This window comes from Ruegeria sp. YTSA226 (assembly GCF_059609905.1).
In genome coordinates, this window is sequence record NZ_JBXWMQ010000003.1 from 312,941 (window position 1) to 331,846 (window position 18,906).

23 protein-coding genes are annotated in these 18,906 nt (G+C 58.5%); 15 read left to right on the plus strand and 8 right to left on the minus strand.

The window, feature by feature from the left end; translation table 11 throughout:
* Positions 1-3: 3 nt before the first annotated feature.
* From AC2FFF_RS06550 to AC2FFF_RS06560, 3 genes are read right to left on the minus strand one after another with little or no spacing between them, the layout of a single operon-like run.
* Positions 4-624, minus strand: coding sequence for a LysE family translocator (locus AC2FFF_RS06550; protein WP_281995253.1), 621 nt, complete (start codon positions 622-624; stop codon positions 4-6).
* Positions 624-1,220: a metallophosphoesterase family protein gene (locus tag AC2FFF_RS06555; protein WP_496750605.1), complete on the minus strand. Its 597-nt coding sequence runs from the start codon at positions 1,218-1,220 to the stop codon at positions 624-626. The genes AC2FFF_RS06550 and AC2FFF_RS06555 overlap by 1 nt, the downstream gene beginning before the upstream one ends.
* A complete protein-coding gene (locus AC2FFF_RS06560; protein ID WP_281995292.1) occupies positions 1,220-1,984 on the minus strand; it encodes a uracil-DNA glycosylase in 765 nt (254 codons plus the stop codon). Before AC2FFF_RS06560 ends, AC2FFF_RS06555 begins: the two co-directional genes overlap by 1 nt.
* Positions 1,985-2,068: 84 nt before the next feature.
* On the opposite strand from AC2FFF_RS06560, the gene AC2FFF_RS06565 reads away from it, so the two are divergent.
* The 10 genes from AC2FFF_RS06565 to AC2FFF_RS06610 all read left to right on the plus strand — a co-directional run bounded on the left by AC2FFF_RS06565 (position 2,069) and on the right by AC2FFF_RS06610 (position 9,478).
* Complete coding sequence (locus AC2FFF_RS06565; protein WP_142635943.1) at positions 2,069-2,683, plus strand: scavenger receptor class F, member 2; 615 nt, start codon at positions 2,069-2,071, stop codon at positions 2,681-2,683.
* Positions 2,684-2,757: 74 nt separating this feature from the next.
* The gene (locus AC2FFF_RS06570) at positions 2,758-3,693 is read left to right on the plus strand and encodes an aspartate carbamoyltransferase catalytic subunit (RefSeq protein WP_142635354.1); all 936 of its coding nucleotides are present in this window, start codon (positions 2,758-2,760) and stop codon (positions 3,691-3,693) included.
* Positions 3,690-4,208 carry a hypothetical protein gene (locus AC2FFF_RS06575; RefSeq protein WP_496882892.1) on the plus strand — a complete coding sequence of 173 codons (519 nt, stop codon included), beginning with the start codon at positions 3,690-3,692 and terminating at the stop codon, positions 4,206-4,208. The genes AC2FFF_RS06570 and AC2FFF_RS06575 overlap by 4 nt, the downstream gene beginning before the upstream one ends.
* Positions 4,193-4,579: a hypothetical protein gene (locus AC2FFF_RS06580; protein WP_142635350.1), complete on the plus strand. Its 387-nt coding sequence runs from the start codon at positions 4,193-4,195 to the stop codon at positions 4,577-4,579. Before AC2FFF_RS06575 ends, AC2FFF_RS06580 begins: the two co-directional genes overlap by 16 nt.
* The gene (gene pyrC / locus AC2FFF_RS06585; protein WP_281972588.1) at positions 4,576-5,856 is read left to right on the plus strand and encodes a dihydroorotase; all 1,281 of its coding nucleotides are present in this window, start codon (positions 4,576-4,578) and stop codon (positions 5,854-5,856) included. The genes AC2FFF_RS06580 and pyrC overlap by 4 nt, the downstream gene beginning before the upstream one ends.
* The gene (gene plsY, locus AC2FFF_RS06590) at positions 5,856-6,464 is read left to right on the plus strand and encodes a glycerol-3-phosphate 1-O-acyltransferase PlsY (protein ID WP_142635346.1); all 609 of its coding nucleotides are present in this window, start codon (positions 5,856-5,858) and stop codon (positions 6,462-6,464) included. The genes pyrC and plsY overlap by 1 nt, the downstream gene beginning before the upstream one ends.
* A gap of 81 nt (positions 6,465-6,545) precedes the next feature.
* Positions 6,546-7,088: a GbsR/MarR family transcriptional regulator gene (locus AC2FFF_RS06595; RefSeq protein ID WP_281972589.1), complete on the plus strand. Its 543-nt coding sequence runs from the start codon at positions 6,546-6,548 to the stop codon at positions 7,086-7,088.
* 65 nt (positions 7,089-7,153) lie between these two features.
* Positions 7,154-7,990 (plus strand): fatty acid desaturase, encoded by an 837-nt coding sequence (locus tag AC2FFF_RS06600; protein ID WP_281972590.1) that lies wholly within the window; start codon positions 7,154-7,156, stop codon positions 7,988-7,990.
* A 216-nt stretch (positions 7,991-8,206) separates the two neighbouring features.
* Positions 8,207-8,683 carry a YHS domain-containing (seleno)protein gene (locus AC2FFF_RS06605; RefSeq protein WP_271948672.1) on the plus strand — a complete coding sequence of 159 codons (477 nt, stop codon included), beginning with the start codon at positions 8,207-8,209 and terminating at the stop codon, positions 8,681-8,683.
* A gap of 261 nt (positions 8,684-8,944) precedes the next feature.
* On the plus strand, positions 8,945-9,478 hold the full coding sequence (locus tag AC2FFF_RS06610; RefSeq protein ID WP_271948532.1) for an outer membrane protein: 534 nt from the start codon (positions 8,945-8,947) through the stop codon (positions 9,476-9,478).
* A gap of 44 nt (positions 9,479-9,522) precedes the next feature.
* Here AC2FFF_RS06610 and AC2FFF_RS06615 read toward each other — a convergent pair whose 3' ends face one another.
* The gene (locus AC2FFF_RS06615; protein WP_281972591.1) at positions 9,523-10,506 is read right to left on the minus strand and encodes a quinone oxidoreductase family protein; all 984 of its coding nucleotides are present in this window, start codon (positions 10,504-10,506) and stop codon (positions 9,523-9,525) included.
* A 195-nt stretch (positions 10,507-10,701) separates the two neighbouring features.
* Here AC2FFF_RS06615 and AC2FFF_RS06620 point away from each other — a divergent pair, with 195 nt between their 5' ends.
* Positions 10,702-11,559: a DUF2189 domain-containing protein gene (locus AC2FFF_RS06620; protein WP_496882893.1), complete on the plus strand. Its 858-nt coding sequence runs from the start codon at positions 10,702-10,704 to the stop codon at positions 11,557-11,559.
* A 9-nt stretch (positions 11,560-11,568) separates the two neighbouring features.
* On the opposite strand, the gene AC2FFF_RS06625 is transcribed toward AC2FFF_RS06620, so the two are convergent.
* Together AC2FFF_RS06625 and AC2FFF_RS06630 are read right to left on the minus strand one after the other, a co-directional pair.
* Entirely contained in the window at positions 11,569-12,555 is a 987-nt protein-coding gene (locus tag AC2FFF_RS06625; RefSeq protein ID WP_271948536.1) for an NAD(P)H-quinone oxidoreductase, read from the minus strand.
* Positions 12,556-12,617: 62 nt separating this feature from the next.
* A complete protein-coding gene (locus AC2FFF_RS06630; protein WP_271948538.1) occupies positions 12,618-13,310 on the minus strand; it encodes a COQ9 family protein in 693 nt (230 codons plus the stop codon).
* A gap of 111 nt (positions 13,311-13,421) precedes the next feature.
* Between AC2FFF_RS06630 and rpsU the strand changes: the two genes are divergently transcribed.
* Together rpsU and AC2FFF_RS06640 are read left to right on the plus strand one after the other, a co-directional pair.
* Positions 13,422-13,628, plus strand: a complete 207-nt coding sequence (rpsU, locus tag AC2FFF_RS06635) for a 30S ribosomal protein S21 (protein ID WP_005614280.1) — start codon at positions 13,422-13,424, stop codon at positions 13,626-13,628.
* 267 nt (positions 13,629-13,895) lie between these two features.
* On the plus strand, positions 13,896-15,023 hold the full coding sequence (locus AC2FFF_RS06640) for a CAP domain-containing protein (RefSeq protein ID WP_142635328.1): 1,128 nt from the start codon (positions 13,896-13,898) through the stop codon (positions 15,021-15,023).
* A gap of 58 nt (positions 15,024-15,081) precedes the next feature.
* Here AC2FFF_RS06640 and ppk2 read toward each other — a convergent pair whose 3' ends face one another.
* On the minus strand, positions 15,082-15,999 hold the full coding sequence (gene ppk2, locus AC2FFF_RS06645) for a polyphosphate kinase 2 (protein WP_142635326.1): 918 nt from the start codon (positions 15,997-15,999) through the stop codon (positions 15,082-15,084).
* Between the two features lie 276 nt (positions 16,000-16,275).
* Here ppk2 and AC2FFF_RS06650 point away from each other — a divergent pair, with 276 nt between their 5' ends.
* Positions 16,276-17,115 (plus strand): CPBP family intramembrane glutamic endopeptidase, encoded by an 840-nt coding sequence (locus AC2FFF_RS06650; protein ID WP_496882894.1) that lies wholly within the window; start codon positions 16,276-16,278, stop codon positions 17,113-17,115.
* Between the two features lies 1 nt (position 17,116).
* On the opposite strand, the gene AC2FFF_RS06655 is transcribed toward AC2FFF_RS06650, so the two are convergent.
* Complete coding sequence (locus AC2FFF_RS06655) at positions 17,117-17,575, minus strand: Lrp/AsnC family transcriptional regulator (protein ID WP_142635322.1); 459 nt, start codon at positions 17,573-17,575, stop codon at positions 17,117-17,119.
* Positions 17,576-17,711: 136 nt separating this feature from the next.
* Here AC2FFF_RS06655 and ald point away from each other — a divergent pair, with 136 nt between their 5' ends.
* Positions 17,712-18,830 carry an alanine dehydrogenase gene (ald, locus tag AC2FFF_RS06660; protein ID WP_271948547.1) on the plus strand — a complete coding sequence of 373 codons (1,119 nt, stop codon included), beginning with the start codon at positions 17,712-17,714 and terminating at the stop codon, positions 18,828-18,830.
* The last annotated feature ends 76 nt before the right edge of the window (positions 18,831-18,906 follow it).

Genomic DNA, 18,906 nt, shown 5'->3' on the forward strand with positions numbered 1-18,906 from the left:
ACGTCAGGCCCTTTCCATAATAGCAAGCCGAATGGCGAGCGCCGTAAAAATCCCTCCGGTCACCCAGCCCATGAAACGCGAGGCACGCGGGTTCGAGACCAAGACTCGGCCCGCGCCACCGGCAAACATGCCGACCATCCCGTTCACCACAAAGCCGCCCACCGCGATGATAAGGCCAAGGGTCAGGAACTGCGGCAAGATTGGCCCCAAGGTCGGGTCCACAAATTGCGGGATGAAGGCCAGCACGAACAGGATGACCTTTGGATTGGTGAGATTGACCAGCAGCCCATCACGAAACGCAAGTTTCCCGCTATGTGCCGGTGCCTCGGCCGGCACGGCACCGTTTTGGATCGAACGCCAGGCCAGATACAGCAGATAGGCCACCCCCAACCAACGGATCACATCAAACAGCCAGGGCAGCGTGGATACCGCCGCGCCAAACCCAAGCCCAGCCAGCAGGACATGCACCATCGACCCTGCAGAAATACCGGCGCTGGCCGCAAGCGCGGGCCGTGCGCCTTTGCGCAGGCCCTGCCCAAAGCAGAACATCATATCAGCTCCGGGTGTGAGGTTCAGAGCGAGCGCGGCCGGGATAAACGCCAGAAGGGTTACAGTTTCGATCATCAATGCAGCTCAAACCAATTTGGTTTGGGCCCCAGATTGGCCACCTGGGTGCGCCCGATTGCCCCGCGATACCCCCAGCTGTCATGGATATGGCCATGCAGAGAAAGCTGCGGCTGCACCCGCTCGATCGCGTCGCGCACCGCGACCGAACCGACGGCGCCGCCCATCGACGTGACATCGCCATGCCCTTTGGGCGGAGAATGCGTAATCAGAATATCGGCAGCGTCGCACCGATCCAGCAACTCGGCGGCCTCGGCCTCGGTCAGATCGCAGGACCAACCGCCAAAAGGCGTCACGGGCACACCATATCCCAGACCAAACAGGCGCACCCCGTCCACAGTCATCCCGGTGCCGTGCAGCACGTGGACACCTTCGGGCACAGCCGCTGTCAGCTCTTGGACGCTTTCGGCATTGCCGGGGGTTAGGACCAGAGGGGCCGAAATGCCTGCAAGCATCTCCATCGCCTGATCCAGCCCTTGCCGCATATTGCAGAAATCACCAGCACCGATCACCAGATCCGCCTCGGCGCTGGCGGCAACCAATTCGACCGCCCGGCTGCGCGCCATATGCAGGTCGGAAAAGGCCAGGATGCGCATCACTTGCCCTCCAACCGGGCCTTCAACTCCAACAGATCTGCCCAAGCCTGCCGTTTCATTGGCGGTTGCCGCAGCAAGTAAGCAGGGTGAAACATCGGGATGACCGGCAGCCCCCAAGCCTGATCCCACTGGCCGCGCAACCGAGTTATACCGCGTTTGCCCAGCACCGCCTGACAGCTGATATTGCCCATCACGACCAGAACCTCGGGCTTGGCCAATGCGACGTGGCGCTCCAGAAACGGCTTCATCATGCCGATCTCTTCGGGCTTGGGATCCCGGTTCTGCGGGGGCCGCCAGGGCAGAACATTGGTGATATAGACGTTTTCGGCACGGTTCAGCTCAATCGCGGACAACATCCTGTCCAGCAACTGCCCGGCCCGGCCAACAAAGGGCTTGCCCTCGCGATCTTCATCCCGGCCCGGAGCCTCGCCTATAATCATCACCCGAGCACCCGGCGTCCCGTCGGCAAACACCAAATGGCGCGCACCACGTTTCAAATCGCAATGATCAAACGCATCCATCGCAGCGCGCAACTGGTCCAGCGATCCAGCAGTCTTGGCGACTGAATCGGCAATCGCCAACGCATCGACCGGCTTGGGCTTTTCCGGCGCCGTTTGTACCGCTGTGGGCTTTTTGGATTTGGGCGCTGTGTCGGGCAACGTATAGCGGTTCACCGGGATATCCCCGATCGCATCCGTCGCGCCCAGTTCAATCTGCCAGTCCAGCAGAGCCCGCGCTGTGTGAAAGTCCAAAGCCGATTCCATAACACTCAATCTAACCTCCTTTTGACCGAGGGAAAGCGAATTGGCCTTGATTGCGCGCTCGGTCGCACCGACCATTGGGCAATCATGCTGATCCTGTTTCGAATCCTCTCAATTTGGGCGCTGTTGGCCATGGCCAGCGGGCCTGTTTCGGCGCAGCTGTTTGACCGTAACGACCAGTGCCGCGCGGGGCAGTTCGCCTGTGGCAGTCGGTGCTGTTCCGGTGGGCAAAGATGCAGTTTCGACAATCATTGCATCCCGCTGGGCGGCACCTATTGCGGCGGCGGCCGCAGCTGCGGGCCGTTCGAGCGCTGCGTGGCAGGCGGGTTGCGCTGCGCACCCAAAGGGGCCAACGCATGCACCACGCGTCTGGACTGCCCCGGCGACAGCTTTTGCAACGCGCGCGGGGAATGCCAGCGAAACACCCCCGAATTCGACCCGGATTCAGCCACCAGCGGCAGCCCCATCACCTGTGACGACGGCTTGACCTGTGCGGCCGGATCATCCTGCCTGCCAGGCGGAGGATGCGCACAGCCTGGTTGGTTCTTGTGCGAGAAAACCGGATCGCAATGTCGCCCCGGATTCAAATGCTCGGACCATCAGGGATGTGTCCCGGTTAAGGCCGTCGACTGCGGCTATGGCAAATGGTGCAAACCCGGCGAGCAGTGTTTGCCTGAAGGCGGATGCGAGAAACTGCCCTAACGCCTTGATCCCAAGGTTGCCTTGCGCGGCGCGGCTTTCTATAAGCGGGCCGATTGTCAGACAGGAGTCCGCCCATGCGTTTCGCCCATCGTCACCTTCTTGGCATCGAGCACCTGTCCCAATCCGATATTACTGCCATTCTTGATCTGGCCGAGACCTATGTCGAGATGAACCGGCAACCGAACAAGCACTCGGATGTGCTGGCCGGGCTGACGCAAATCAACATGTTCTTTGAGAACTCGACCCGTACTCAGGCCAGTTTCGAACTGGCAGGCAAGCGGCTGGGTGCGGATGTGATGAATATGGCAATGCAGGCCAGCTCGATCAAAAAGGGTGAGACGCTGATCGACACGGCGATGACGCTGAACGCAATGCATCCCGACCTTCTGGTGGTGCGGCACCCGCATTCCGGCGCGGTTGATCTGTTGGCGCAGAAGGTGAATTGCGCCGTACTGAACGCAGGCGACGGGCGGCATGAGCACCCGACACAGGCGCTGCTGGATGCGTTGACCATTCGCCGCGCCAAGGGTCGCCTGCACCGGTTGAACATCGCGATCTGCGGCGACGTCGCCCATTCCCGCGTGGCGCGGTCGAACTTGATCCTGCTCGGCAAGATGGAAAACCGCATTCGCCTGATCGGCCCACCAACGCTGGTCCCCAGCCAATTTGCCGAGTTTGGAGCCGAGATCTATGACGATATGAACGAAGGCCTTCAAGACGTCGATGTCGTGATGATGCTGCGCCTTCAGAGAGAGCGGATGGATGGCGGGTTCATCCCCTCGGAACGTGAATACTATCATCGCTACGGGCTGGATGCCGCCAAACTGGCGCAGGCCAAACCCGATGCCATTGTAATGCATCCCGGCCCAATGAACCGCGGGGTCGAGATTGACGGAACGCTAGCCGATGATATCAACCGCTCGGTCATTCAGGAGCAGGTTGAGATGGGTGTCGCCGTCCGCATGGCTGCGATGGAACTGCTGGCCCGCAATCTGCGCGAGGCCGCATGAGCGATCTGGCCGTCGCATCCCATGAACACGGCGTTATCCGCCTGTTCGCACTCGACATGCGCCCGGAAGAGGCCAAGTTTCTGCGCGAACCCGGAGCCGCCGATCAGATTCTAGGGGTAGCGGGGCTGGATCCCGAACAGGTTGACGTCTTTCCCGTCTCGGACCTCGAAGACCTTGGCCTCTATGGCTATCTGACCGAGGGCTGCGACGTGTCCGCAGATCAGCTGGACCACACAGCGCTGGATGCGATTGACGGCTGGGTTCTGGTGGTCCGCAGCGCCGTATTTCGCGGTCGTGCAGCCGCTTTGCGCCCCGACCGCAGGCTGCGCCTGATCGGCCTCTACACCGAAGAAGCAACAAGCTGGGCAGGTGGCCGGATTGAGACGGAAAGCGCGAAACCGTATTCGGCGCCGCAATCCGCACCGCAAAATGACAGACCGCGTCGCATGGGCTCTGCGGTTCTGGTGCTGCTGATCCTTCTGGTTATCGGAGGTGCCCTATGGCTGATCCTGTGACTTTCCCACCCGACAAAGGGGCCTATATCCGCACCAACACGTGGATGGCAGCCGCGGCTATGGCAGGGGCCATGATCATTCTTTGGCTGATCGGTAATCCCTATGTGTGGACCGGCGCGCCAGCGGGCCTAGCTGCAATCGGCATTCGTGCGTGGTATCTGGCCTCAGAAGAGCTGACGGCCGCGTGGGAAATGACAGACACTACTCTGACCGGCCCTGGCCCGCGCAAAGTGGCGCTGAACCAGATCGAGGCTGTCAAAACCATGGGTAGCTTTGTTCAAATCGTCACAAAAGGCGGGGACAAGCACCTGATCAAGTATCAGGCAGATCCCGCTGCTACCAAAACCGCTATTGAAAGGGCCATGGCATGAGCAATCTGATCTTCACCAACGCCCGCCTGATCGACCCCGAAACTGGCGCGGACGCACCGGGATGGGTGCATGTGGCTGATGGCCGTATCGTGGCCAAGGGCGAAGGTGCGGCCCCGTCGATTGACGCGCAGGTCATCGACTGCGGCGGGCATTGCCTGGCACCGGGCATAGTCGATCTCGGCGTCAAGGTTTGCGAGCCGGGCGAGCGGCACAAGGAAAGCTATAAATCCGCAGGACTGGCAGCGGCGGCAGGGGGTGTGACCACGATCGTGACGCGCCCCGATACCTTACCCGCCGTGGACACGCCGGAAACGCTGGAATTTGCGACCCGGCGCGCGCAGGCGGATGCCCCAGTCAACGTGCTGCCCATGGCGGCCCTGACCAAAGGGCGCGAAGGGCGCGAGATGACCGAGATCGGATTTCTGCTGGATGCCGGTGCCGTCGCCTTTACCGACTGTGATCATGTCATTGCAGATACCAAAGTGTTCACCCGCGCGCTGACCTATGCGAAATCCTGCGGTGCGCTGGTGATCGCCCACCCTCAGGAACCGGGGCTGAGCGCTGGCGCCGCCGCCACCAGCGGCAAGTTCGCCGCCTTGCGCGGATTGCCCGCCGTTTCCCCAATGGCCGAGCGTATGGGGCTGGACCGCGACATCGCTCTGCTGGAAATGACGGGTGCGGCCTATCACGCCGATCAGATCACCACCGCCCGCGCCCTGCCCGCGCTGGAACGGGCCAAGCGCAACGGGCTGAACATCACCGCCGGCACCTCGATCCACCATCTGACGCTGAACGAGTTGGATGTGGCCGACTATCGCACCTTCTTCAAGGTCAAGCCTCCGCTGCGGTCGGAAGATGATCGGCAGGCGGTGATCGGGGCCGTGCGCTCCGGTCTGATCGACACCATCAGTTCCATGCACACACCACAGGACGAAGAAAGCAAACGCCTGCCGTTTGAAGAGGCAGCCTCGGGCGCGGTGGCGCTGGAAACACTGCTGCCTGCCGCGCTGCGTCTCTACCATGCGGATCAACTGGACTTGCCGACTCTGTTCCGCGCGATGGCTCTGAACCCCGCTAAACGACTGGGTCTGGACAGCGGTCGCCTGTCTGAGGGCGCGCCGGCCGACCTGGTTCTGTTCGACCCGGATGTGCCATTTGTGCTGGACCGGTTCACGCTTAGATCCAAATCGCAGAATACGCCATTTGACGGCCAGAGGATGCAAGGTAAGGTCACCGCAACCTATGTAGCAGGCCAAGAAGTTTACCGGAGACCCTGATGCCCCTGATCGACAGTACGATGACCCAGCTGATCCTCTGGGCCGCGATTGGATATCTGATGGGGTCGATCCCCTTTGGCATGATCATCGCCAAGGTGATGGGACTGGGAAATCTGCGCGATATCGGGTCAGGCAATATTGGGGCGACCAATGTACTTCGCACCGGCAACAAGGCCGCCGCCGCGCTGACTCTGATCTTTGACGCCGGGAAAGGGGCCGCTGCCGTCTTGCTCGCCCGTGCCATGGCCGGGGAAGACGCCGTACAGGTCGCCGCATTGGCCGCGTTTCTGGGCCACTGTTTTCCAGTCTGGTTGGGCTTCAAAGGTGGCAAGGGTGTCGCGACCTTTCTGGGCCTCTGGCTAGCGCTTGACTGGGGCGTGGGCATTGCCTGCTGCATAACTTGGCTGGTGGCCGCTGCCATCTGGCGGATTTCGTCGCTTGGGGCCCTTGCAGCAGCGTCCCTGTCTACAACCTGGGTCATGGTTTTGAGTGACGGGTCGACGTTTATTCTGGGAATCGTCCTGACATTGCTTGTGTACTGGCGCCATGCCGCCAATATCTCGCGCATCAAAGCTGGCACCGAACCCAGGATCGGGTCCAAGACCTGATATCCGCCTGAGTTAATTGGTTCTTGATCGAATCATTTCTATCTGTAATTTCTGTCATTACAGAAATTACTGGATGCAATCATGCACCTTACTGAATCCATGCGCGACTTTATCCTCCATTGGGGGGAAATGGGTACCAAGTGGGGTGTGAACCGCTCGGTCGCGCAAATCCACGCGCTATTGCACATCTCGCCCGAACCGATGACTGCAGATGAGATCTGTGAAACGCTCGGGCTGGCCCGCTCGAACGTCTCGACCGGGCTGAAGGAACTGCAAGGCTGGAAGCTGATCAAAGCCAGCCGAAACCTGGGTGACCGGCGCGATCACTTTCATTCGATCCGGGACATGTTTGACCTGACCAAAGCCGTGGTCGAAGGCCGCCGCGAGCGGGAATACGCCCCCACCCTGGACGCGCTGCGTATCGTGGCCCAAGAGGCCCAGAGCGACGGCACCTCGCCCAAAGTGCGCCAGCGGATTGATGAGACGCTAGAAACCATGCAAATGTTCGACGACTGGTATGTCGATGTGAACCGTCTACCTCGCCGCGTTCAACTGGCAATCGTCAAACTTGGCGGACGCATCGCCCGGCTGCTGCCCAAGGGACAAGGGGACAAGTCGCCCTAAAAATTTTACCCTCAAATTTCTCTCAATACAGAAATCTCAGAAAAAGTTGCAAGAAGGAGCATGACATGATCCAGCCCAAACGCCCGCCCGAACTCGCCCCGAAAGGCATCCAATGGGCCGACCTGGTTCCCCTGAACCGCTGGAACAAGATCAAGGAACCGATGCTGCCGCTGCCCTGGCTGCTGCTGTCTCTGACGCTCTACAGCACTGCCCTCTGGCCACTTGGTGCTATCGCCAGCTTTCTGTTCTTTCTGTGCGCCCTGCGCCTGAACCACGAAGCGATCCACGGCAATCTGGGGCTGTCGCGGCGGCAGGATTCCTTGGTGATGCATGTGCTCAGCGCGTTTATGTTGGGTTCTAATCACGCTTTCTGCCAATGCCACCTGCTGCATCACAAACACGCCATGGGTCCGGGCGATTGCGAGGGGAATTGCGGGCACATGACTCTGGCGCAGGTCTTGGTATACGGACCCCGGTTTCCCTTCGACATCAACCGTGCGGCCTGGCGGATCGCCAACGTCAAGGCCCGTCGCCGCATCCTGATCGACTGGGGGCTGGTGCTTGCCGTGATCGCCGCTGCTGTGCTGAGCGGATCGCAAACCCTGCTGCTGCACGTGGCTGCGATGAGCACAGCCCAATGCCTTGCCGCCCTGTTTGCGGTCTGGATAACCCATCAGGGCACGCATGACAGTGGCGTTGCCGCGCGCAGTCAGCGCGGGGTGCTGGCGCGGCTGGCCTATCTGATGTTCTACCACCGCGAACACCATCTGTTCCCGAAGGTTCCAGTCAGCCGGTTGCCCGTTCTTGCGGATCGGCTGGAACGTTCGGTTGCAGGATATGCCGCAAGTCGCAAGCCGGTCATCGGCTGGCTGGAACCCCGCCGGTTCCGGGTTGAACCCTAATCCTTACTGAAACGCGCACCCAAGGATCCTGAGCGGAAACGCACAGGATCCGTTTGCCAGCACACAATCACCTTTAGTTGTTTTGAACGTGATCAATACGCTGCCCACTTCGGGGTCGTGGCGGCCAATTACCGACCGCACGGAACAAAACAATCAGGGTTGCCCAGACTCAATTACGGAATCCCCCGGCAGCTCGATTCACGAAAGGTGAAAACAATGAACAAGATCAAATCCCTTATCGGCGGCGTCGCGCTGTCTGTTGCCATCGCAAGCTCAACCCTGGCTGCAGGCGTCGAACTGAACGCAAGTTCGACCGGTCTGGCGCTGCAGGGCTATGACCCGGTCGCTTACTTCACCGCTGGCGAAGCCACCAAGGGCGATTACCGCATCACTGCGCTGCACAACGAAGCCTTGTACCGCTTTGCCTCGGAAGAAAACAAAGTCGCGTTTGAAGAAAACCCCGAAGCCTACCTGCCCGCATATGGTGGCTATTGCGCATTCGGCACCGCGATGGGCTTCAAGTTTGACGGCGACCCGAACTATTGGAGAATCGTCGACAACAAGCTGTACCTGAATCTGTCCGCAGATATTCAGGAACGCTGGGAAGGCGACATCCCCGGCTTTAACGAGCGCGCCGACACCAACTGGAAAGATATCGCCGACAAGAGCCCTTCGGAATTGCAGGCGCAATAATCCGCCCAAGAAAAACACCGGATCGGCGGCAGTTCACCCTGCCGCCGATTGTCATTTGAAACCGCCATTTTTCGCCCTAATTGTTCAAACAGGAACGAGCCCCATTAACGCGGGCCAGTGCCCCAAGGCAGAGGCACAGAAATCAGGTACGGAAACAGCCAAAAAACAGCGATCCGGTCGTCAGACCGGGCCCTGGCAATACCACGTACAAATGAGCAGCACAGGTTTGCTGAAGACCAATTCGAAAGAAAGGTTAACAGAATGACAGGAAGATTTTTTATTGCGGCCTTTATCGCCTCTATTGCGGCCGGAGGCGCCTCGGCGCAATCCTCGGGCAACTGGACGGGCTTTTACGGCGGCCTTCAGGTCGGCTATGCCGATATCGACACCAATGTTTCGGGCGTCGACGGTGATGGCGCGATTGGTGGTATCGTGTTGGGATATGATTATGATCTGGGGGATTGGGTTGTCGGTGGCGGCTTTGACTATGACTGGACCAGCATTGAACTGACCCCCGGCGTCGAGGTCGAAGACGTTTGGCGCCTGAAAGCACGCGCCGGATACAAAGTGACTCCGGTGGGGCTGCTATATGGTATCGGGGGCTATGCCGAGGCGAGTACTGACAATCTTGGCAGTGACGATGGTTGGTTCATCGGCGCTGGGTATGAACAAATTGTCGCCCCCAATGTCAGCGTTGGAGGCGAAATCCTGTATCACGAATTCAACGATTTCGATTCGACCGGAATTGATGTGGACGCGACCACAATCCAGGCCCGCGCCACCTACCGGTTCTAAGAAAACAGTGACGGAACCCGGCACAAACGCCGGGTTCCTTTCATTTACAGCTCAAGAACAGTGCTGCCTGTGGTATGGCGCGCCTCAAGTGCGCGATGGGCCTCGGCCACCTGATCCAGCGGGAACCTCTGATCAATGTGGATTTTGACCTCGCCGCCTTCGACCTTGTTGAACAGGCGCCGCGCCATGGCCTGACAGACCGCGTGGTCCGAAATATGTGTGAAGAGCGTTGGCCGCGTTATCTTGAGCGATCCTTTCTTGGCCAGAATGCCAATGTCGATCAAAGGCACCGGGCCAGAAGCATTGCCGAACGAGATCATCATGCCCAGCGGTTTCAGGCTGTCGAGCGACCCGTCAAACGTGTCCGACCCGATAGAATCCATCACCGCGTCTACGCCTTTGCCCTTGGTGATCTGCGCGACACGCTCGGCAAAGTTCTCGGTCCGGTAATTGATGCAATGCGCGGCACCGTTGAACTGCGCCAAACTGCATTTTTCATCGGTTCCGGCAGTACCGATCAACGTGATCCCCTCGGATTTGGCCCATTGGCAGGCAATCAAGCCAACACCCCCGGCAGCTGCATGAAACAACACGGTATCCCCGCGTTTTAGCGGTGTGGTGCGATGAAACAGATATTCGACTGTCATCCCCTTGAGCATCATCGCGGCCGCCGCATCAAAAGAAATTCCATCCGGAAGCGGGCACACCTGTGCGGCGGGCATGACCCGTGCCTCGCAATAGGCTCCGGGTGGAGAGGCAGCATAGGCCGCGCGCTGCCCGGGTTCCAGATGCGTTACACCTTCCCCGACGGCTTCGATCACGCCAGCGGCCTCCATGCCCAAAGCCTGAGGCAGATCCAGCGGATACAGCCCAGTGCGCTGATATACATCAATGAAATTCAGCCCGCAGGCATGATGACGAATACGAACCTCACCGGGGCCGGGTTCACCAAGTGGGCGATCTTCGATCTTCAGAACCTCGGGGCCGCCGTGTTCATGGATGACGACGGTTCGTGCCGTTTTCTGCATGTTGTCCTCCTCTAGCCTCAGGCCAAGCTAACATGCCTGTGACGCAGGGCAATCGACACGATTACGCGAGGCGCAACCCAAACGCGAAAATTTGTGCTATACTATGCCCAAGGCGTTGCTGGCTGGTCCGGCCAAATGCAACAAGTCGCCGGATTGACCCCGCTGCGCAACATCGCAATGCAGGAGGGGACGGCAATGGACAAAACGATTGGCAATCCGATCACCTGGGCGGCACGGAACATAGGTGCAACCGGGGATCACCTAGCTGAAAACATCAGCCATATCGGCAGCGCGGATACACGGCACCTGCCAGTGGTTCGTACGCTGACGATGGATGATCTTTGGGCCTGCCTGAGGGCAGGATACAGCGATTTTCTGGATACAAGGGCCGATGCGATATTCGTGGTGCTCATCTATCCGATCGCAGGTTTTCTGATGTTCGGAATTGGGCTGAACACAAACATGGTTCCACTGCTGGCACCGCTGGTTGGTGGTTTTGCGCTTGTGGGTCCGGTAGCCGCCCTTGGCCTGTACGAAATCAGCCGCAAACGAGAACAAGGTGGCGAGGCTGGATGGCTGGATGCGTTTGGCGTATTCCGGTCCCCTTCCCTGGGTGCAATTCTGGCTTTTGCGTTTTACATGGTCATGCTGTTTCTGGTCTGGCTGATGGTCGCGCATAGCATCTATGTTCAGACACTCGGCCCTGACCTGCCCGCGTCGCTGGGTGCCTTTCTAACCCAAGTGTTCACCACCGCCGCTGGATGGACCATGATCTTGTTCGGGCATGCTGTTGGGTTTCTGTTTGCCCTCGTCGCCCTGGCAATCAGCGTCGTCAGCTTTCCGCTGCTGCTGGACCGCAAAGTGGGCGTTCCGGTCGCCGTGGTGACATCCGTACGGGTGTTGCGTCGCAATCCGGGCGTCATCCTGAGCTGCGGATTCATCGTTGCCGCGCTGCTGGTCATCGGAGCGATCCCGATGTTGCTGGGCCTGATCGTCGTGATGCCGGTACTGGGCCACGCCACCTGGCATCTCTATCGGCGTGCTGTGGCCTGAAACATAGCTTTATCCCGCAACTTTCAGAACAATCTTGCCAATATGGCCAGAGCTTTCCATCCGGGCATGGGCCGCCGCCGCATCAGCCAGATCAAACTCACTATCCATGACAGGGGCAACTTTTCCCGCCTCGAGCAAAGGCCAGACCGCTTCGTGCAGATCCGAAGCGATTTTTGCCTTGGCCAGATCGCTTTGCGGGCGCAGGGTACTGCCAGTCAAGGTCAGGCGTTTGACCATCATAAGCGCAAAATTCAGCTCGACCACGGGCCCCTGAAGGAAGGCTATCTGCACCAGCCGCCCATCCTCGGCCAGCGCCTTGACGTTGCGTGGGATATAGTCGCCGCCCACCATGTCCAGTATCAGGTTCGCCCCGCCCTCGGCCCGCATCGCGGCTACGAAATCCGCGTCACGGTAGTTGATCGCCTGTTCGGCACCCAGCTTTTCACAGGCCTCACATTTTTCAGCCGAGCCTGCAGTGGCAAAAACCCGCGCTCCAAAGGCGTTCGCCAGCTGAATCGCCGTTGTGCCGATACCACTGGAACCACCATGCACCAGAAACCGCTCACCGGCCTTTAGGCTGCCGCGCATAAAGACGTTGGACCAGACGGTAAAGAAGGTCTCGGGCAGGCAGGCGGCTTCTTTTAGGCCCATCCCCGCTGGCACCGGCAAACAATGCGCCGCAGGTGTGGCCACATATTCGGCATAGCCGCCGCCCGGCAGCAAGGCACAGACCTGATCGCCAACGGATAGGTCTTCGACCCCCGCCCCGATGGCCACGACCTCACCCGCGGCCTCAAGACCCGGCAGATCACTGGCACCCGGAGGTGGATTATAGGCACCGGCGCGCTGCAGAGCGTCCGGGCGGTTCACCCCCGCATAGGCGACTTTGAGGATCACTTGACCGGCCAAAGCTTGGGGCATCGGGCGTTCTGTCAGTTGCAGAACATCCGGACCGCCGGGTTCGGTGATTTCAACGGCGCGCATCATCTGAGTCATGGGTAGATCTCCTTTGGCCAATGCCTAGCAGGCTGAAACGTCAAGGCCCAGTAGCAAGAGGACTACTTGCGCGGTGTCAGGAATCCGGGAAGCGTGCCGTGGGTTTTAGCCGGAGCCTTAACCTGCCCGGCCAACCAATTCGGAACAGCAAGAAACGGTCTGAACAGAGGATTGTCCCTCACCTGCCCCTTAAGCTTTTCGAACTGCATGACATTGTCGATACGACGGTCCAGAAACTCCCACGTTTTCTGATTCCCGGGCGAATCGTCCCCCAACCAGAACAACAGGGTCGAGGAATAGACCCCCGACAATGTCGCCCGCTTGGTGTACCAGTTCACGTCGTCCGACGTGTCTCCCAACGTGTCCCAGATCAGATCACAGGTTTGCCATACTGCCCTTGCGCCATCAGCCGCGTGGCTTGGCAGCGAAAACATGGTCATACCCCGGCGCACGAGCTCCTTATCCGGCACGGCCTGCAGCCGGAAGCGGACGGCAGCAGCGATCCGGTCACGGAATTTGATATCGCCCAAATCCTCAGTTTTAAGGCGATCTGCCATCACTGCGTCCCCGCGCGCATGAAATGTCAACGCCAGGTCAACGGCACCACGCGGACAAATCGCACGCACCAGAACGTCATCCATTCCACATTCTTCAATCGCCGCGCGAAAGCTGGTTTCCGACCAGCCATCGAAGGGAACATGTGTCAGCATCGCATCCAAAAGCTGCTGCTTGGCGTCTTCATAGGTGGTGGTCATGGCGGTTCTCCGGTTATCAGGACCAGTACTAGACAAGATAGAGGTGCTTTGCTATACGGCCAATTCCTGCAATTTCCTTGCAACTCTATCTAGAAAGGTGGTGACAACCACATGCAGGTTAGTGTTCGCGACAATAACGTCGATCAGGCGCTTCGTGCCCTGAAGAAAAAGCTGCAGCGCGAAGGCGTGTTCCGCGAAATGAAGCTTAAGCAACATTTCGAGAAACCGTCCGAGAAAAAAGCGCGCGAGAAAGCTGAAGCGATCCGCCGTGCCCGTAAACTGGCACGTAAGAAAGCACAGCGCGAAGGTTTGCTCTAAGCACCTTCCTCGTCCAGTTTTGGATGACACTATTTGACGACCCCCGAGGCATCGCCCGGGGGTTTGTCGTTTTCAGGGTGACGTTGCGCGCTTTTTCGCGACTGGCTGACGCAACCCCGCGTCAATGCGCGATAAATCGCGAACTCAGATTCAACTTCCGGTGGCGATCTGCCCACCAACCCCGAGCGGCACGATTGTGTCTTCTCGTCGCCAAGTTCTCGCCACTAATGTCCCGCCAAAATAACGCAATCTATTGGAGGCAGAATCATGTCAACGGCCAGCGATCTAGAGCGGCAGATGCTCGCATTGATCAATGCAGAGCGGGCAAAGGCGGGCTTACAACCGGTCAAGCTTGAGCTTCGGCTGAACGCAGCGGCGGAAGATCACAGCGAGTGGATGCTGAACGTCGATAAGTTCAGCCATACCGGCGCCGGAGGTTCGCGACCATCGGACAGAATGGAAGATGCGGGCTTCGAATTCTCCGGAAGCTGGCGTGCGACTGAAAACATCGCATGGCAGAGTGTCCGCGGTGCGCCGGGGCTGTCGGATGACGTTCAGGATCTGCACAACAGCCTGATGAACAGTTCCGGCCATCGCGCGAATATTCTGGACGCCAACGTGACCGTTATCGGAATTGGGATTGAGGTCGGAAACTATGACGGCTGGAACGCCATCATGGTGACCCAGAACTTTGCACGGACCTCTGCGCCTTTGCAGCTTGATACCAGCAGTTCGGGTGGTTCCGGTGGTTCCACACCTCCACCGCCCTCGGGGCAGTTGGACGTCAGGGCTGGCAAGATCGGCACTGCTGCGGATGACTGGTTCGTTTTGAAATCCGGACAGGCTGGCCTTTTGGATGGGCGCGGCGGTGATGATATCCTGGTTGGCGGCGGCGGCCGAGATAAGCTGCTTGGCCGCTCCGGCGACGACACCCTGAACGGCGAAGGCGGAAATGACACTCTGGTTGGCGGCGCTGATAATGACGACCTGAATGGGGGTGATGGCAAAGACCTTCTGAAAGGCGGCTATGGCATTGACCAGCTGGACGGCGGCGCCGGAAACGATGTGCTTAAAGGCGGGCAGGACAACGACATTCTTATCGGTGGCGCTGGCAACGATAAATTGCTTGGTGGCAATGGAGCAGATGTCATGACCGGTGGCACCGGAGTGGATCAATTCTACTTCACCAAGGGCGCGGATACTGTGACGGATTTCACCGACGAGGATATCGTCAACCTCCGGCAGGCCAAGTCTATCGTTGGGTATAACGATCTGATGAAGAACCACATTTCGCAATCCGGAAATGACGTCATCATCGATGCCGGTAACGGCCACACCCTGACACTAGAAGATACCTTGTTATCGGACCTGGCCAGAGACGACTTTGTGTTCTGAAGGCCGGACAAGCGAAAACTAAAGCCACGCCCCCGGAATCCGGGGGCGTTTTTCGTGATCAGTAAATCTTGGGCACGTACAGCTCGTCCGGCAAAACACGCCGTTCGTATTCCGGATTATATTTGCGATCCGGGAGATCAACTTTTTCCTGCGGTACATCCGTATAGGGGATCTTGGTCAGAAGATGCTCAATACAGTTCAGGCGCTCACGCTTTTTGTCGTTGCCTTCGACGATGTACCAGGGCGCCTCTCGGATGTTGGTACGGAACAGCATGTCCTCTTTGGCTTTGGTATAGGCCTCCCAGCGGATACGGGATTCCAGATCCATGGGGGACAGTTTCCACTGTTTCATAGGATCGTGAATCCGCATAAGGAATCGCAGCTGCTGTTCCTCATCCGTGATCGAGAACCAGTATTTCAGCAAGATGATCCCGGATCGAACCAACATCCGTTCGAATTCGGGAACGTCCTGAAAGAACTGATCAACCTGATCATTGCTGGCAAACCCCATCACCCTTTCGACCCCGGCACGGTTATACCAGGACCGATCGAACAGAACGATCTCACCGGCGGCGGGCAGATGCGGGACGTAACGCTGGAAATACCACTGGCTCTGCTCACGACGACTGGGCGCCGGCAGAGCAACCACCCGGGCAACACGCGGATTCAGGCGCTGCGTAATCCGCTTAATCACCCCACCCTTGCCAGCACTGTCCCGGCCTTCAAACAGGATACAGACCTTGGCACCGGTATGTTGCACCCAGTCCTGCACCTTGATCAGTTCAGCCTGAAGTCGCAGCAAGTTACGGAAATAGACTTTGCGATCCAGCATGTCGGGATGCTGATCCTTGTAGATCTTCCGCACTTCCACCGACAGCATGGGCTCGCTGAATTCGATCTCAAAATCTTCGTCCAGCGCGTCTTCCAACTCGGCTTCGAGCCAGTCTTTTGGTGCATGGTTAAATTCGTCGGTCAAGGTCTGCTCCTTATCAATTAACGGGTCAGGACCCTATCAGGCGCGTGTAACCGCCTGATGTCATCACAGAGGTAGATGAAAGCCTTTTTCTAAGCTTATCTGCCGGGGTCAGCAAGATCACTGCCCCAGGAATTCGGAAACTTGGCATTTCCGCTCGGCTGGATCATTCAATCGCCAGAGCCACCCCTACTTCAGCTTGTATGAAGCCTGTTAACATGACTTGCCAGCCCGAGTGTTCTGAGGGCATCAAAGCACAGGTCATTTCAGAGAGGGGCCGTGGCGCATTTCATATCTGTTCTGCCGGTTGTTTGGCCCTGGTTTATCCTGATCGCCGCGCAGATATGCGCTGTTTCAGGGAAATGGTCTTTGGGGTTCGTTCTGCTGACCTGTTTTGGCCTGATTGCTCTGACCTTGGGTCTGGTCACGCCCTTTGCCGCAGCTATTGCGTCAGCAGGTCTTACCGGAGCGTTGATGCTACGCGGTTTGAACGGTGCGTTTTCCTTTGTTGGACATATCGCCTTGATCCTGTGGTGCCTGGCCATGGGCGCACATCTGGTTCCGGGCTTTCATAACCTTCTGGTACTGGACCAGGCTCATTCCGGTCCGGGCAGCACCGATTTCACGATGTACCTGAACCTGGACAAGCCTCTGATCCTGTTCGCCGTCCTTCTGGCCTGGCCACGCATGAATGATGGGGTAGCGTATATACGCAAATCGCCGCTGGCGGTCGGGCTGGTCGCATTGCCGGCCCTGTTTCTACTTGGCCTCTCAGTTGGTGCCATCCGGCCAGAGTTCACCCTTCCCCATTGGTGGATGATCTTTGCACTTTCCAACCTGTTTCTGACCTGCCTCACGGAAGAGGCCTTTTTCCGTGGCTATCTGCAATCAGCACTTTCCAAACGCCTGGGGGTTGCTGCGGGGATTGCTGCGGCCAGCCTGCTTTTCGGGCTTGCACATTTTGCAGGTGGACCTGCATTGGTTTTCTTTGCAGCCCTTCTTGGCGCGGCATGTGGCCTGGGATATTACGCGACAGGACGTCTTTGGGTTCCGGTTCTGATGCATTTCGCCTTTAACGCGGCGCATCTGGTGATTTTCACCTATCCCGGCCCAGCCTAGGTTAAACCGGCAACGCCGTCGTCTTGAACACAGTCCGAAGCGCGAATGAACTTTGCATCTGTGCCACGCCTGGAAGTCGAGACAGATATTGGCGATGGATGCGGGCAAAATCCTCGGTGTTTTCGGCAACGACCTTCAGGATGTAGTCCGCAGTTCCTGCCATCAGGTGGCATTCCAAAACATCCGGGATCCGCGCAACAGCTTTTTCGAAGGCCTCCAGTACTTCCTCGGCCTGGCCCTGCAAGGTGATCTCGACAAACACCGTTGTTGGCACATTCATCTTGCGCGCGTCCAACAAGGCAACGTAGTTGCGGATATAGCCATCGGCCTCAAGCCTCTGTACCCGCCTGTGGCAGGCCGAAGGCGACAAATTCACCTGCTCGGACAATTCGGCATTCGACATACGACCATTCCGCTGCAAGGCGGCTAGAATCTTTCTATCTGTCGTATCAAGGCTCATACACGCAATTCCTTTGCGGGTTTTACCCATTGTAGCGAAGATTTTCCCGAAGAAAAGCCGGAATGCGGGCAGAGTTTCACAGAAATTGCACCCGAAACCGCCCATTATTTAGGCAGTTTAGGAACGGAGAGACCTAATGAAAATCGGTTGCCCCAAAGAAATCAAGCCGCAAGAATTCCGTGTCGGCATGACGCCCAACGCCGCACAAGAGGCGGTGTCTCGTGGCCATGACGTGATAATCGAAAACGGAGCTGGCATTGGCGCCGGGTTTGACAACGATGATTACGTCGCCGCAGGTGCCCGCATCGTGGACAGTGCAGAAGAAGTTTTTGCCACCGCAGAGATGATTGTCAAAGTCAAAGAACCCCAGGCGGGCGAACGCAAGATGCTGCGTGAAGGGCAGCTTTTGTTCACCTACCTGCATCTGGCCCCGGATCCGGATCAGACCCATGACCTGCTGGAATCGGGCTGTACGGCTATCGCCTATGAGACAGTGACCGATGCAAATGGAGGTCTGCCCCTGCTTGCACCCATGTCCGAGGTTGCGGGCCGTCTGGCACCACAGGTCGGATCCTGGACGCTGCAAAAGGCGAATGGCGGCCGCGGAGTGCTGATGGGTGGCGTCCCCGGCGTTGGTCCAGCAAAAGTTGTGGTTATCGGTGGGGGCGTCGTCGGTACCCATGCCGCCAAGATCGCTGCAGGTATGGGCGCGGATGTGACGGTACTGGACCGGTCTCTGCCCCGGCTGCGTTATCTGGACGACGTGTTCGGCGGTCAGTTCAAGAACCAGTATTCAACTGCAGGTGCGACCGCGGAGCTGATCCAGACAGCCGACATGGTGATTGGCGCTGTGCTGATCCCGGGTGCGGCAGCGCCGAAACTGGTGACGCGCGCGCAGCTGTCCACGATGAAACCCGGCGCGGTTCTGGTAGATGTTGCCATCGATCAGGGCGGCTGTTTTGAAACCTCAAAGGCCACAACCCATGCGGACCCGATCTATGAAGTTGACGGCGTCATGCATTACTGCGTGGCCAACATGCCCGGAGCGGTTGCAAGAACATCAACAATAGCACTGGGCAACGCCACAATGCCGTTCATGCTGGCGCTGGCGGATAAAGGATGGAAACAGGCCTGTCAGGATGATCCGCACCTGCTGGCTGGCTTGAACGTTCACGCCGGCCAACTCACCTATTATGCGGTTGGCAAAGCGCTTGGGATTGACGTGGTATCCCCCAACGTCGTCATCAAATCCTGACGAAAGCCTCCAGCCCCTGAAGCGCCCTCTCCCGAGGGCGTTTGCAGCGTTGGGCATAGCGCCGCCTTTTCGAAGC